At 68.1% G+C, this 14,969-nt stretch carries 12 protein-coding genes; 10 read left to right on the plus strand and 2 right to left on the minus strand.

The window, feature by feature from the left end; all coding sequences use genetic code 11:
* Positions 1 to 13 precede the first annotated feature (13 nt).
* Positions 14 to 1,450, plus strand: coding sequence for an aldehyde dehydrogenase family protein (locus tag AC1VVG_RS31140; RefSeq protein ID WP_482837379.1), 1,437 nt, complete (start codon positions 14 to 16; stop codon positions 1,448 to 1,450).
* A 171-nt stretch (positions 1,451 to 1,621) separates the two neighbouring features.
* Here AC1VVG_RS31140 and AC1VVG_RS31145 read toward each other — a convergent pair whose 3' ends face one another.
* Positions 1,622 to 2,476: a FadR/GntR family transcriptional regulator gene (locus AC1VVG_RS31145; protein ID WP_034192037.1), complete on the minus strand. Its 855-nt coding sequence runs from the start codon at positions 2,474 to 2,476 to the stop codon at positions 1,622 to 1,624.
* A gap of 226 nt (positions 2,477 to 2,702) precedes the next feature.
* On the opposite strand from AC1VVG_RS31145, the gene AC1VVG_RS31150 reads away from it, so the two are divergent.
* The 9 genes from AC1VVG_RS31150 (at position 2,703) to AC1VVG_RS31190 (ending at position 14,444) form a co-directional block, all read left to right on the plus strand.
* Positions 2,703 to 3,911 carry an ABC transporter substrate-binding protein gene (locus AC1VVG_RS31150; protein ID WP_034191923.1) on the plus strand — a complete coding sequence of 403 codons (1,209 nt, stop codon included), beginning with the start codon at positions 2,703 to 2,705 and terminating at the stop codon, positions 3,909 to 3,911.
* Positions 3,912 to 3,981: 70 nt separating this feature from the next.
* On the plus strand, positions 3,982 to 4,842 hold the full coding sequence (locus AC1VVG_RS31155; protein WP_482837381.1) for a branched-chain amino acid ABC transporter permease: 861 nt from the start codon (positions 3,982 to 3,984) through the stop codon (positions 4,840 to 4,842).
* On the plus strand, positions 4,839 to 5,882 hold the full coding sequence (locus tag AC1VVG_RS31160; RefSeq protein ID WP_059562380.1) for a branched-chain amino acid ABC transporter permease: 1,044 nt from the start codon (positions 4,839 to 4,841) through the stop codon (positions 5,880 to 5,882). The genes AC1VVG_RS31155 and AC1VVG_RS31160 overlap by 4 nt, the downstream gene beginning before the upstream one ends.
* On the plus strand, positions 5,879 to 6,646 hold the full coding sequence (locus tag AC1VVG_RS31165) for an ABC transporter ATP-binding protein (protein ID WP_301741813.1): 768 nt from the start codon (positions 5,879 to 5,881) through the stop codon (positions 6,644 to 6,646). The genes AC1VVG_RS31160 and AC1VVG_RS31165 overlap by 4 nt, the downstream gene beginning before the upstream one ends.
* Entirely contained in the window at positions 6,643 to 7,344 is a 702-nt protein-coding gene (locus tag AC1VVG_RS31170) for an ABC transporter ATP-binding protein (protein ID WP_059562383.1), read from the plus strand. Before AC1VVG_RS31165 ends, AC1VVG_RS31170 begins: the two co-directional genes overlap by 4 nt.
* Positions 7,345 to 7,378: 34 nt before the next feature.
* A complete protein-coding gene (locus tag AC1VVG_RS31175; RefSeq protein WP_034192036.1) occupies positions 7,379 to 8,659 on the plus strand; it encodes a Zn-dependent hydrolase in 1,281 nt (426 codons plus the stop codon).
* A complete protein-coding gene (locus tag AC1VVG_RS31180) occupies positions 8,656 to 10,158 on the plus strand; it encodes a M81 family metallopeptidase (RefSeq protein ID WP_034191918.1) in 1,503 nt (500 codons plus the stop codon). Before AC1VVG_RS31175 ends, AC1VVG_RS31180 begins: the two co-directional genes overlap by 4 nt.
* Before the next feature lie 122 nt (positions 10,159 to 10,280).
* Complete coding sequence (locus AC1VVG_RS31185; RefSeq protein ID WP_034191917.1) at positions 10,281 to 11,468, plus strand: beta-propeller fold lactonase family protein; 1,188 nt, start codon at positions 10,281 to 10,283, stop codon at positions 11,466 to 11,468.
* Between the two features lie 324 nt (positions 11,469 to 11,792).
* On the plus strand, positions 11,793 to 14,444 hold the full coding sequence (locus tag AC1VVG_RS31190; RefSeq protein ID WP_482837383.1) for a GH92 family glycosyl hydrolase: 2,652 nt from the start codon (positions 11,793 to 11,795) through the stop codon (positions 14,442 to 14,444).
* Between the two features lie 91 nt (positions 14,445 to 14,535).
* Here the strand turns inward: AC1VVG_RS31190 and AC1VVG_RS31195 are convergent, their stop codons facing one another.
* Positions 14,536 to 14,670 (minus strand): hypothetical protein, encoded by a 135-nt coding sequence (locus AC1VVG_RS31195; protein ID WP_006405345.1) that lies wholly within the window; start codon positions 14,668 to 14,670, stop codon positions 14,536 to 14,538.
* Positions 14,671 to 14,969: the final 299 nt, after the last annotated feature.

The raw sequence follows: 14,969 nt of genomic DNA on the forward strand, positions 1-14,969 counted from the left end.
GAAGGAGCAACCGATGCGAACGTCACAACAGTCCTATATCGACGGCCAGTGGCTCGATCCGGCCGACGCCCGGTCGATCGACGTGATCGATCCGGCCACCGCGCGGCCCTATGCGCAGCTCAGGATCGGCGCCGCGGCCGACGTCGATCGCGCGGTCGGCGCGGCGAAACGGGCCTTCGACACGTATTCGCGCTGGCCGGTGGACGAGCGTGTCGCGCTGTTGCGGCGCGTGCTCGAGATCTACCAGCGCCGCTACGAAGAGGTCGCACGGACGATCAGCCGGGAAATGGGCGCGCCGATCGCGTTTGCGCGCGCAGCGCAGGCCGCGGTCGGCACCGCGCACCTGGAACAGACGATCCGCGCGCTGCAGTCGTTCCGCTTCAGCACGCAGACCGGTTCGCTGCTGGTGTCGCACGAGCCGATCGGCGTGTGCGCGCTGATCACGCCGTGGAACTGGCCGATCAACCAGATCGTGTGCAAGGTCGCACCGGCGCTCGCCGCCGGCTGCACGATGGTGCTCAAGCCGAGCGAGGTCGCGCCGTTCAGCGCGATCCTGTTCGCGGAAATCCTGCACGAGGCAGGCGTGCCGCCCGGCGTGTTCAACCTCGTGCACGGCTACGGGCATGAAGTGGGCGATGCGTTGTCGCGACACCCGGATGTCGACATGGTGTCGTTCACGGGCTCGACGCGCGCGGGTGTCGAGGTCGCGAAGGCGGCCGCCGATACCGTGAAGCGCGTGCACCAGGAGCTCGGCAGCAAGAGCCCGAACCTGATCCTGCCGGATGCCGACATCGAGGATGCCGTCACGCGCGGCGCGCGCAGCTGCTTCAGCAACAGCGGCCAGTCGTGCAATGCGCCGACGCGCATGCTCGTGCATGCGGATCACCTGGCGCTGGCCGAGCAGGCGGCGCGGCGCGAAGCGGAGCGTACCATCGTCGGCGATCCGCGTTCGACGGAAACGGGCATCGGGCCGGTCGTCAGCCGCACGCAGTTCGACCGCATCCAGCACTTCATCCGGCTCGGGATCGACGAAGGCGCGACGCTCGTCGCCGGTGGTCCCGGCCGGCCGGAAGGGTTAGGCGACGGCTTCTACGTGCGGCCGACGGTATTCTCGAACGTCACGCCGGACATGACGATCGCGACCGAGGAAATCTTCGGGCCGGTGCTGTCGATCATGACCTACCGGACCGAGGAAGAAGCGATCGCGCTTGCGAACGATTCGGTGTACGGGCTCGCGGCCTACGTGCAGTCGAAGGATCTCGATCGCGCACGTCGCGTCGCGGCGAGGTTGCGGGTCGGCAACGTTCACATCAACTATCCGGCGTGGAACCCGGCCGCGCCGTTCGGCGGTTACAAGCGTTCGGGCAACGGGCGCGAGTATGCGGAGTTCGGCCTCGTCGAGTATCTGGAAACGAAGGGGACGACGGGGTACACGGACGGCAGCGCGTGATGATGCCCTGATCGCCCTGGGGACCGGGGCGGCGAACCGGTTCCCGCCGATGGCGGCGCCTCGCGTGGCGTTCGATCGGAACGGCACGTGGCCGCCCGCCGCGGGTGCGGCAGCAGTCCCCGGGCCGCCACGAAGCGGTCGGCCTTGATTCCACGCCGCGTGTGCCGCCGCTCAGCGGTCTTCGGGATCGGCCACGGCCGCATCGGCGCCCGCAACGGGAGCGGCGGCGCGCCGGCGAATCTCGGAATCGAGGATCAACCGCCCGCGCAGCTTGCCCTTCATCCGCTTCACATGCTTGGGCGCCTCGGTCATGTGCTCGACCATCAGCGCGCGGACGCGCTCGACGTCGCGCTCGCGCGCGGCCTGCAGGATCGCCTTGTGAATCGACACGTTCGCCTCGCCGAAGCGCTTGTGCTCGACGAGCGGCGTATCGTTCCGGAACTCGATCAACTGCCGGATCATCTCGTTGATCAGTTCGCAGCTGAAGCGCAGGAACGGATTCGGATTCGCGGCCGCAAGGATGTCGTGGAACGTCGTGTCCTCTTGCCGCTGGCGCAGCATGTGGCCGCGATCGTGCACGCCCGAGCCGCCGTCGCAGCACGCGATGTTCGCTTCCAGCGCCGCGAAGTCGCGCTCCGTCAGGTGCGGTACGGCGCCGGCGGCCAGCTCGGGTTCGAGCAGCTTGCGCACCGTATAGATGTCGTCGATCGACACGTCCTTGAAGAACAGGTAGTTCTGCAGGAGCTGCAGCGTGCGGTCGAGCGGCACCTCGACGACCATCCCGCCGCCCGACGGCCCCGTCGTGACCTTGATGAGCCCCTGCACCTCGAGCGACTTCAGCGCCTCGCGGATCGTGCTCTTGCTCACCGCATAGAGCTGCTGCAGCTCGGCCTCGCGCGGCAGGCGGTCACCGGGCTTCAGGTCCTTCTCGGTGATCAGCCGCTTGATCTCCTCGGCGACGAGATCGGCCCGCTTCGGCTGCTTGATTTCGACCGCGAGGCCCGCCCTGGCTCGGTCCATGACCATCTTCACGACTCCTTTGTCTGACTGCGCGCCGCGTCATCGTCGACGATCGGTCCCGGCGCGGGTACGGAATTTTGCCTGATTGACACCAATTTTGATCAACTCTAGCATCAGGTTCATTCTATTTATCATGATAAATAGGATCAACCGGCGACGCGCATCCTGCAGGGCGTGGGTACGGTTTGGCAGTCGGTCGCATCGTGTGTCCCCCTTTATCAGGAGCGTCAACTTGAATCGCCGAGAACTGTTGAAACTGGCCGCGCTGTCGGCCGTGCCGGGCGCGCTCGGCAGCATGTCGTCCCGTGTCGCGTTCGCGCAGGGCTCGCCCATCCAGCTTGCGTGCCCGGTGCCGATGTCCGGCCCGTTCGCGGCCAACGGCAAGTACGCCGATCTCGGCATGCAACTGGCCGTCAAGCAATACGGCAAGGTGCTCGGCGCGCCGCTCGCCTATACGTCGCTCGACACCGAGGGCAAGCCCGCGACCGCCGTGCGGCGCGTGCAGGAGATCGCGCAGCAGAAGGGCGTGCGTTTCTTCGCGGGCGGCATCCTGTCGTCCGAATCGCTGGCGATGGGCAAGGAAGTCCAGAAGGCGGGCGGCGTGTTCATCACGACGGCCGGCGCGGACGAGATCACCGGCAAGGATTGCAACGCGGCGACCTTCCGCTGGTCGGTGCCGACCTTCGGCGCGATCGAGCAGACGGTGCGCCCGCTGGTCCAGATGCTGCCGAAGGCGAAGCGCTGGTACACGATCACGCCGCAATACGTGTTCGGCGACGGCCTGCTGTCGGCCGCGAAGGCGATCTTCAAGGAGAAAGGCATCGAGCACGTCGGCAACAGCTACCACTCGCTCGCCGAAAAGGAGTTCAGCGGTTATCTGACGAATGCGGCGGCCGCGCAGCCCGACGTGCTGCTGATCCTGAACTTCGGCTCGCAATCGTCGGACACGCTGCGCCAGGCCGTCAGCTTCGGGATGAAGCGCAACTGCACGATCCTGCTTGCGTGGGCATCGGGCCTCGAGCAGTTCGAGGCGCTCGGTCCGGACATCTGCGACGGCGTGTATTTCGGCGCGCAGTACTGGCACGGCATCGATGCGCCGCTGAACCGCGATCTCGTGAAGCGCGCGAATGACGCGTTCAAGGCGAACCCGAACTACAGCCTCGCGGGTTCGTACATTTGCACGAAGATCCTGATCGACGCGATGGTGAAGGCCGGCAGCGCCGATCCGAAGAAGGTCGTCGCGGCGATGGAAGGGATGAAGTACGACGGCCTCACGGGGCCGGAGGAAATCCGCAAAGGCGATCACCAGGTCCTGAAGAACTACTACCTGCTGAAAGGCAAGCCGAAGAGCCGGATGAAGAACGCGGACGACTATGCCGACATCGTCAGCTCGGGCCAGTCGTTCCTACCGGTCGACAAGACGGGCTGCAAGCTCGCGTGACGCAGTGCATGCGTTCGCGGCGCCTCGTGTGCCGCGGGCGTCCGTTACCTTCCTTTCCGACACGGAAGCCATGAACGTCTATCTGCTGCAGATCGTCAACGGCATCGGCGTGGGCATGCTGTATTTCCTGCTCGCCGTCGGCCTGTCGATCGTGTTCGGCCTGCTGCGCTTCGTGAATTTCGCTCACGGCGCGTTCTACCTGCTCGGTGCGTATCTCTGCTACCAGGCGCTGCAATGGTCGGCGAATTTCTGGGTCGCGCTCGCGATCGTGCCGCTCGTCGTCGGCGCGTTCGCGTGGGGCGTCGAAAAACTCGTGCTGCGCCATGTGTACGCGCAGCAGCACGAATTCCACATCCTCGCGACCGTCGGGCTCGCGCTCGTGCTGCAGGAGTGCGCGATCCTCGCGTGGGGGCCGCTCGGCGACAACGTGCCGCCGCCCGACGCGCTGAACGGCGTCGTGATCTGGGGCGGCTTCGTCTACCCGAAGTACCGGCTGTTCGTGATCGGGTTCACGGCCGTGCTCGCCGCGTTGCTGTGGTGGGTGCTCGAAGGCACGCGGCTCGGCAGCACGGTGCGCGCGGGCAGCGAGTCGACGGAGATGGTGTCGCTGCTCGGCATCAACGTGACGCGCGTGTTCAGCCTCGTGTTCGCGCTCGGTGCGGCGACGGCCGCGCTGGCCGGCGTGCTCGCCGCACCGATCCGCGGCGTCGATCCGTTCATGGGTATCGAGGCGCTCGGCGTCGCGTTCGTCGTGGTCGTCGTCGGCGGGATGGGGAATTTTATCGGCGCGCTGGTCGGCGGGCTGCTGGTCGGCATCGTGCAGAGCCTGATGAGCACGCTGTGGCCGGAAGGCGCGCGGTTGATGATTTATGTCGCGATGGCGGCCGTGCTGCTGTTGCGTCCGAACGGTTTGCTGGGGAGGGCCGCATGATCCAGTCGTCGAAACCGCTGCCGCCGGGCGCGGCGGCGTCGCAACGCCCGCAGCCGTGGCGCGGCATGCTGCAGCGGCCGGAAGGCTGGCTGGCGGTGATCGCCGCGTGCGTGCTGCCGCTCGTGTTGAGTTCGGGGTCGCTCGCGACCGAAGTGCTGGTGTTCGCGCTTGCCGCGCTCGGCTGCAACCTGCTGCTCGGCTATACGGGGCTGTTGTCGTTCGGGCAGGGCATCTTCTTCGGGCTCGGCAGTTACACGGCGGGGCTGGTGCTGACGCGCGGCGTCGAGTCGGTGACGGCCGCGCTGGCCGCGGCCGCGGTGCTCGGCGCCGTCGCGGCCGCGCTGGTCGGCTGGTTCTCGATCCGGCAGCGCGGCACCTATTTCGTGATGCTGACGCTTGCGTTCGGACAGTTGTTCTACTTCCTCGCGTATACGACGCCGGATGTGACGGGCGGCGACAACGGGCTGCTCGACATCCCGCGCCCCGCGCTGTCGGCGTTCGGGCATCCGCTCGTCGTGCTCGATTCGCCGTGGCGCTACTACGGTTTCGTCGCGGTGCTGTTCGTCGCGGTGTTCTGGCTGCTGCTGCGCGTGTCGCGCTCGGTGTTCGGCCGGACGCTGCTCGCGATTCGCGACAACGAGGCGCGCGCGGCGGCGGCCGGCTACGACGTGAAGCGCTTCAAGCTCGCGGCGTTCGTGATCTCGGGCGCGGTCACGGGCCTCGCGGGGGCGCTGCATGCATTGATGACGGGCATCGCGCCGCTGTCGAACATCGACTACCACACGAGCGAGGTGATCCTCGTGATGACGGTGATCGGCGGCACGGGCAACCTGTTCGCGTCGGTGCTCGGCGCGGCGTTCTACGTGTTGTTCGCGGACTGGCTGTCGACGTTGTGGCCGCGCTGGCTGCTGCTGCTCGGCCTCGTGCTGATCGCGGTCAGCCTGTTCATGCAGCGCGGGTTGTGGGGGCTCGGCGAACGCGTCATCGCATCGCTGCGGCGTAACGATCGCACTGCGGCCACGGTCAAGGAGCAGCCATGAGCGAAGCGATTCTCGAAGCGCGCGGCGTCGTCAAGCGCTACGGCAAGTTCACCGCGCTGGGCGGGGTCGACCTGCGGATCATGCCGCGCACCGTGCATTCGGTGATCGGCCCGAACGGGGCAGGCAAGACGACGCTGTTCCATACGCTGACGGGCACGCTGCCGATCACGTCGGGCTCGATCCTGTTCGACGGTCACGACGTGTCGCGCGAACCCGATCACAAGCGCGTGCGGCGCGGGATTGCACGCTCGTTCCAGGTGACGAGCCTGTTTCCGAACCTGAGCGTGCGCGAGAACCTGCGGGTTGCCGCGCAGGGCGTCGATTCGCGTCGCGCGCTGAATCCGTGGGCGCCGCCGCGCGGTGCGCTCGCGCACGAAGGCATCGTCGACGAGGTGCTCGAGCGGCTCGGCCTGCAGCGGTTCGCCGACACCGCGTCCGGCGTGCTGTCGCATGGCCAGCAGCGCAGGCTCGAGGTCGGCATGGCGCTGGCGGCGCGGCCGCGTGCGATTTTCCTCGACGAGCCGACGTCGGGCATGGGGATCGACGATCTCGACGACATGAAGGCACTGATCCGCGGCCTGCGCGACGACTACACGGTCGTGCTGATCGAACACAACATGGGCATCGTGATGGACATCTCGGACACGATCACGGTGATGCAGCAGGGGCGCGTCCTGGTCGAAGGCAAGCCCGATGCGATTCGCGGCGACGCGCGCGTGCGCAGCGCCTATCTCGGCAACATGATCACGGGAGGCCGCGCATGATGCTCGACGTGAAGGACGTGCACGCCTGCTACGGCAAGAGCCACGTGCTGCAGGGTATTTCGCTGAACGTCAATGAAGGCGAGACGGTGACGCTGCTCGGCCGCAACGGCGCGGGCAAGTCGACGACGCTCAAGACGATCGCGGGCGTCGTCGTGCCGACCGCCGGCACGGTGACGTTCGACGGCCGGCCGGTGTCCGGGCAGCCGGCGCACCGGATCGCCGCGCGCGGCCTGTGCTTCGTGCCCGAGCATCGCGGCATTTTCCGGCTGCTGTCGGTCGAGGAAAACCTGCGGCTCGGCGCGCGCCGCGATTCGCCGTGGCAGCTCGACGACATCTACCGGATCTTTCCGCGCCTGAAGGAGCGCCGCCGCAACGGCGGCGGGCAGTTGTCGGGCGGCGAGCAGCAGATGCTCGCGATCGGCCGCGCGCTGATGAATCATCCGCGGCTGCTGATGCTCGACGAGCCGGTCGAGGGGCTCGCCCCGGTGATCGTCGAGGAGATCGTCGAGCAGTTGAAGCAGATCAAGGCCGCCGGCGTCGCGATCCTGCTCGTCGAGCAGAACCTCGAAGTGTGCACGCAGCTCGCGGACCGCCACTTCGTGATCGAGCAGGGCGTGATCGTTTACGAAGGCAGCAATGCCGCGTTCGCGGCCGATCATGACGTGAAGGACCGGTACCTGGGCGTCGGCGTCGCATGAACGCCGTACCCTTTCAATGCGAGGAATGGCAACGATGCAAGTAGAGCATTTGACTCCGGGCGTCGCGGCGTCCGGCTTGCGCGTCGATGGCGCACGGCTGTGGGACAGCCTGATGCGGCTCGCGCGGATCGGCGCGACCGACAAGGGCGGCGTGTGCCGTCTCGCGCTCACCGAACTCGATCGCGACGCACGCGACCTGTTCGTCGCGTGGGCGAAGGAAATCGGCTGCACGGTGCGTGTCGACGCGATCGGCAATATCTTTGCGCGGCGGGCGGGCGAACGCGACGACCTGCCGCCCGTGGCCACGGGCAGTCATATCGACACGCAGCCGACGGGCGGCAAGTTCGACGGCAACTACGGCGTGCTTGCCGGCCTCGAGGTGCTGCGTACGCTCGATGACGCCGGCGTGCGTACGCGCGCGCCGCTCGAGGTGGCCGTCTGGACCAACGAGGAAGGTTCCCGTTTCGTTCCGGTGATGATGGGATCCGGCGTGTTCTCGGGCGCATTCACGCTCGATCATGCACTCGTGCAATGCGACCGCGATGGCGTGTCGGTGCGCGACGCGCTGGCCGCGATCGGCTATGCGGGCGATGCGACCGGCGCGCATCCGGTCGGCGCGTATTTCGAAGCGCATATCGAGCAGGGGCCGGTGCTGGAGGCGCACGACACGACGATCGGCGTGGTCGAGGGCGCGCTCGGACAGCGCTGGTACGACGTGACCGTACACGGCATGGAAGCGCATGCGGGCCCGACGCCGATGGAGCTGCGGCGCGACGCGCTGCTGGTGGCGGCCGATCTCGTGCGTGCGGTGAACGGCATCGCGCGCGCACATCCGCCGCACGGCCGCGGCACGGTCGGCTGGGTCGACGTGCATCCGAATTCGCGCAACGTGATTCCCGGCCGGGTGACGCTGACCGTCGACCTGCGCGCGGCCGACGACGCGACGCTGGCGGCGATGGATGCGGAACTGCGTGCGACATGCGCGGACCTGTACGCATCAACCGGCATGCGGATCGACGTCGAGCAGGTCGTGTACTTTCCGCCGCAGCCGTTCGATGCGGCGCTGGTCGAGCAGGTTCGCGCCGGTGCGAGCGCGCTCGGGCTGTCGTCGATGAACGTGATCAGCGGCGCGGGCCACGACGCCGTGTATCTCGCGCGTGTTGCGCCGACCGCGATGATCTTCGTGCCGTGCAAGGACGGGATCAGCCACAACGAGATCGAGGACGCCGATCCGGCGCATCTGGAAGCCGGCTGCAACGTGCTGCTGCAGGCGATGCTGGGCGCTGCCGGGATCGCGGAGGGCGCTGCGCGATGAAGATCCTGATCGCCCGGATGAACCACGAGACCAACACGTTCTCGCCGGTGCCGACGCCGCTCGCCGCATTCGGCCGCAACGGCCCCGACTGGGGCGACGACGCGTATCGTGCGAACCGCGGGATGCGCACCGCGATGGCCGCGTTCATCGACGCGGCCGCGCGCGAAGGCGCCGACATCGTGACGCCCGTGTCGGCGGCCGCGAACCCGAGCGGGCCGGTCGCGGCCGACGCGTATGCGGCGATCTGCGATGCGATCGTCGCGGCCGCGCCCGGTTGCGACGCGGTGATGCTCGACCTGCACGGTGCGATGGTCGCCGAGCAGAGCGCGGACGGCGAGGGCCACCTGCTCGCGCGCGTGCGCGCGGCGCTGCCCGATGCGCCGATCGCGGTCGCGCTCGACCTGCATGCGAACGTCACGCAGAAGATGGTCGATCACGCGGACGTGATCGTCAGTTTCAAGACCTATCCGCACGTCGACATGTACGAGACCGGCGAGCATGCGGCACGGTTGCTGTTCGACCGGCTTCACGGCCGCGCGCGGCCCGTGCTCGCATGGCGGCAGCCGCCGCTGATGACGTCGACGCTGCGCAGCGCGAGCGCGGACGGCGCGATGCGGCGCGCGGTGGAGGCCGCGCGTGCGGCCGAAGCCGACGGGATGCTGGCGGTATCGGTGCTGCCCGGCTTTTCGCTCGCGGATATTCCCGCACCGTGCATCAGCGTCGTGGTGGTGGCCGACGGCGACCGTGCCGCGGCCGACGCGGTTGCCGAGCGCATCGCGCGGCAGATCTGGGACGCGCGCGACGAATTCGTCTATCGCAGCGCACCGCTTGCCGACTCGGTCGCGCAGGCCGCGGCGCTCGCGCGCGGCGCGGACCGCCCCGTGCTGTTGCTCGATCACGGCGACAACTGCATGTCGGGCGGCCCGTGCGACACGATGGACCTGCTCGAGGCCGCGCTCGCGCAGGGGCTCGACGGCATCGTCAGCGGGCCGTTGTGCGACCCCGAAGCCGTGGCGGCGCTGATCGACGCGGGCGTCGGCGCGACCGTCACGGTGCCGGTCGGCAACCGGCTGCCGTCGCACGGCGGCGTGCGGCGCGAGCCGTTCCGTGCGACGGGTGTCGTGCGCGCGATCACCGACGGCGAATACGTGATCACGGGGCCGACGTACACGGGGCAGCGCGCATACATGGGGCGGGCTGCCGTGCTCGACATCGGCGCGGCCACGCTCGTCGTCACCGAGCGTACGCAGGAGCCGTGGGATCTCGGCGTGTTCGAGAGCGTCGGCGTCGATCCGCGCCGGGCCCGCTTCCTGCTGCTGAAGTCGCGGATGTATTGCCGGCCGGTATTCGTGCCGATCGCGGCCGCGCTGGTCGAATGCGACAGCCGCGGCGTGACGGGCTCGGACTACGGGCTGTTCCGCTACGAGCGGCTCGCGCGGCCGGTGTATCCGCTCGACGACGTGGCACGGTGGGAGTCGGGCGCGCGATCGGCTGCGTGACGGGCCGGCGCGCGAGACGCCGGATTCGCGCGCTTTCGGGCATCATGCGATGGCTCCGGCCCGTCGAGCAGCAGGGCCGGGCAATCCATTGCGTCCGCAACCGATCCGGAGAACCGACCGCCATGCATTCGAATCCCTTCCGCCTGCGCAGCGCGCGCCTGCTCGCCGCGCTGACCTTCGCCACGACGGCCGTTGCCGCGCACGCCGCCGACTGGATCGTGTCCGGCAACGACGGCAAGTACCAGCGTGTCGAGGGCCGCGACACCTATCTGCCGTCTCCGCCGGCCGACACGCTGACGCTGCTCGATGCGAGCACGTTCCCGCCGAAGGTCGCGCTGCAGGTCGACGTCGAGAACGGCATCCAGGGGCCGCCGCAGGCCGTCGCGATCACGCCCGACGCGAAGCTCGCGCTCGTCGGCGCACCGACGCGCTACGACACGGCCGCGAAGCAGCTCGTGTTCGACACGTTCCTGCAGGTCGTGAATCTCGGCGCCGCACCGCCCGCGATCACGCGCATCGAGCTCGGCACGCATCCGCAAGGGATCGCGATCGACCGCTCGGGCCGGCTCGCGCTCGTCGCCAATGTCGACGGCAGCGTGTCGATCCTGCGCATCGACGGCACGCAGGTGACGCTCGACGGCAGCCTGAAGATCGGCAAGAAGCGGCTGGCCGGGATCAGCTTCACGCACGACGGCAAGCATGCACTCGTGTCGCTGCGCGACGAGCAGGGCGTCGCGGTGCTGAACGTCGACGACGGCAAGGTGACCGACAGCGGCACGCGTTTGAGCACGGGCGTCGCGCCTTACACGATCGACGTGTCGAGCGACAATCGCTGGGCCGTCGTCAGCAACGTGGGGCTGGCGGGGCTGCCGGGTTATACGGGCACGCTCGCGGGCGACGCCGATTCGGTCGCACTGGTCGACGTGTCGCGCGTGCCGTTCCGCACGGTCCAGTACCTGACGGTGCCGTCGCTGCCGGAAGGCGTCGCGATCTCGCCGGACGGCAAATGGATCGCCGTGCAGGCGATGGACGGCTCGAACCTGACACCGGACAACCCGGGCCGCCACGCGCACGGCAAGGTGCTGCTGTTCGCGATCCGCGACGGCCAGGCCGTGAAGGTGAACGAGGTGCCCGGCGGCGAAGCCGCGCAGGGCATCGTGTTTACCGCCGACAGCCGGCACGTGATCGTGCAGTTCAACGTCGAACGGCAGCTTGCGCTGTATGCGGTCGAAGGCGGCAAGCTGCGCGACACGGGCAAGCGGATCGCGCTGACGGGCGGGCCGTCGTCGTTGAGGACGCTGCCGCGCTGACGCGCGCGGCATGCCCGCTCGTTCTTCTCCGCGAGTTCATGCGGCGCCCGGCTTCGCCGGGCGCCCGTCGCCCACACTCGTTCACGCCGCCGTCGCAATGCAACAAATGGCGGAAATTCATGCCCGAAGCACTTGGCTTCAGATTGTTTAGTTAAACAAACTGAAAATTCGGGAAACTTCCTGTAGTGCATAAACAGTCGTTGCGGCACTGTAAGCCCTCGGGAAGCGGGTGGCATTCCCGGAAATTGGAGGGCGAGACGGTTGCGACAGCAACGATCTCCATCGCCGGATTAATCGTTTTAATCAACGGTACTAATCAAAAAAATGAAAAATTCGCGACTCATGCTTGTCGCTGCACTGGCCTGTGCAGCGCTTGCCGCATGTGGCGGCGACGACGTGAACGGTGTTTCGACGGCCACGAACACTGCCGGCGATACGCTGTCGATGGTGCCGCCGGCGACTTCGGTGCCGTCCCCGCAGCCGCAGCCCGGTCGATCGACCGCGCCCAAGCGTACCGACATGCAGCTGACCGGGTTCGTCAACCCGCTCATCGGCACGCAGGTCAACCCGGATTCGGGTTATGCGGGCAACGTGAGCCCGGGCGCGATGGTGCCGTTCGGCATGGTGAACTTCGGGCCGAACACGCCGCGCCGCGACTTCAACGGCTCGGGCGGCTATCTGTCGTCGGGCGGCTCGGGCGGCACGATCGACTTCTTCAGCGTGACGCATCTGAGCGGCGTCGGCTGCCCGGGGCAGGGCGCGGTCGCGATGCTGCCGACCGATGCGGCGACGGCGGTGGCATCGGGCGGCCGGCCGATCGGTATCGGGTACAGGTATGCCGATGAAACGGCCCAGCCCGGCTACTACAAGGTGCGCCTCGCGAACGGCATCGTGACGGAGCTGAGCGCGACGGCGCGCGCCGGCATCGCGCGTTTCACGTACACGAACAAGGACAAGGGCTTTTTCTCGATCGATGCGAAGCTGAACGGCAACAGCGATTCGGGCAGCACGAAGGTCACCGCGAACAACGTCGCGCTGGCGCTCGCGAGCGACGGCAAGTCGCTGAGCGGACAGGCCGTGGCGCCGGCATTCTGCACGCCGTACGGTACGGTCTGGAATGCGCCCGTGTATTTCTACGCGACCTTCGACAAGCCGCTGCGCAGGCAGACCGGCACGTCGTCGGTGAACACGGCCAGCAACGGCGCGGCGACGCTGCAGTTCGACCTGACCGACGCGGACCGGACGGTGACCGTGAAGATCGGGATCTCGTCCGTCAGCCTCCGGAATGCGCGGGCGAACCTGAAAGGCGAGGGTGACAAGCTCACGTTCGACGACGCGCGGGCGAACGCGTCCGGCCTGTGGAACGACCGGCTCAACACGATCCAGATCGACCAGGCCGCGAATCCGTCCTCGCTCGATGCGACACAGAAGGCCAACCTCACGAAGTTCTACACCGCGCTCTACCGCGTGTTCGGCACACCGACGCTCTACAGCGACGCGAACGGCGAATTCCGCAGCATGCGTCAGCCGAGGAACGCGGACGGCAGCTATCCGAAATCGGTCGACCAGACCGGCACGATTCCGCCGCGCGCGACGGCGAAGGTCGGCGACTACGCGTTCCGGCGCGCCGACGGCTCACAGGGCGGCGCAGGCGCACACTACACCGGCTTCTCGCTGTGGGATACCTACCGGTCGCAGGTGCAGCTGCTGGCGATGCTCGCGCCGAAGGAATCGAGCGACATGATGCAGTCGCTCGTCGTCGACGCATTGCAGTGCGGCGCCTTTCCGCACTGGGTCGACGGCAGCGACGACTCGACGCCGATGGCCGGCGACAACGCACTGAACGTGATTGCCGGCGCGTACAAGTTCGGCGCGACCGATTTCGACCTGGTGTCGGCCGCGCGGCTGACGAAGCAGTCGGTATTCGATCCTTCGAGCGCATGCAACGACCGCACGAGCGCGGTGGGGCTCGCCAATTTCCTGGCCGCCCATTACCTGTCGCAAAGCGACGACGGCCATTCGTCGTCCGCGACCATCGAGCGCGTGCTGAGCGATCGTTCGGCCGCCGCGTTCCTGCAGGCGCTACCGGCGAGCGTGCTGAACGCGCCGTCGGTCGGCGTGACGCCCGACAACATCGGCGCGCTGTACACGCGAGCCGGATGGTGGCGCAACCTCTTCGACTACACGGACAAGGTGATCGCCGCGCGCAACGCACCGCCGTCCGGTTCGGCGCCCGGCACGCTGGGCACGCTCGTGCCGGGCGCGTTCCATGAGTCGACGGAGCCGAACTACTTCTGGACCTTCGCGCAGGACTGGACCGCGCTGATCAACGCGATCGGCGGCAAGCAGGCGGCCGTCGCGCGCCTGAACAACCTGTTTGCGATCACGACGCCGTTCTCGACCGTGCCGGGCTCCGCCGACCTGAACGGCGGCGAAGCGTCCACCCGCCTGTACATCGGCAACGAACCGTCGTTCCAGTCGCCGTGGGGATACAACTGGGCCGGCCAGCCGAGCGGCGCGCAGTACATCCTGCCGATCATCATGTCGAAGGCGTTCACGACCGCGCGCGACGGCCTGCCGGGCAACGACGACATGGGCGCGACGTCGAGCTGGTACGTGTGGGCGGCGCTCGGCATGTTCCCGGTCATTCCGTCGGAAGCCGGGCTCGCGTTGTCCACGCCGCAATTCAGCGGGATCACCGTCTGGCTCGGCAACGGCAAGACGCTGCGGCTCGACAGCGACAAGCAGGTCGCGATGGACGCGTCGGGTCGTCCGTCGTTCGCGTACATCCAGTCGCTGAAGGTCAACGGTGCGGACTATGCCGGGTCGTGGCTGCCGCTCGGCACGATCGCCAACGGCGGGACGATGCGCTACACGCTGTCCGCGACGCCGACGCAATGGGCGACTGCCGACAACCTGACGCCGCCGTCCGGGCCGAACGCGGACTACACGCGCATGACGGCTGGCGCGCACTGACGGCGGCGCCATCACGGAGGGCGCGTGGCGGCTCGACCGTCCCGACCGCGGATCGGGGCTCGGCGGTGTGCCGCCGGCATGCCGACGGGCGTTACGGACGCAGCAGATCGAACCCGCCGAACACGACGACACCGCTGAGCGCGATCATCGCGACGGAGTGCTGGCCGAAGTAGAGAATCGCGGCGGCAAGCCACGTCGTGATGCAGAAGGCGCCGATGCGGGCCATCGTGTGTTCCTCGAATACATGATGAATGAAGCGCGCGCCGCACGGCGCTCGCCGCTCGAACCGGCGAGCGGGTCACGGAGGCAGGCGGAACAGGCGACCCGCTGCGCCGCGATGGCGGCGTCGGCACGCGTGGCATGCCGCGCCCGACAGGGCGGGAGTCGATACCGGCGCGGTAGCACGCGAACGCCCGAAGGCGGTCGCCGCGCGGTTCCGGCCGGCGAAGCCGCGATTTTACCAGCGCCGCGGTGGTGCCATTCTGGCCCTTTCGCGACTGAAACGGCGATCGGTCGGCGCATCCG

The organism is Burkholderia sp. L-4 (assembly GCF_056856535.1).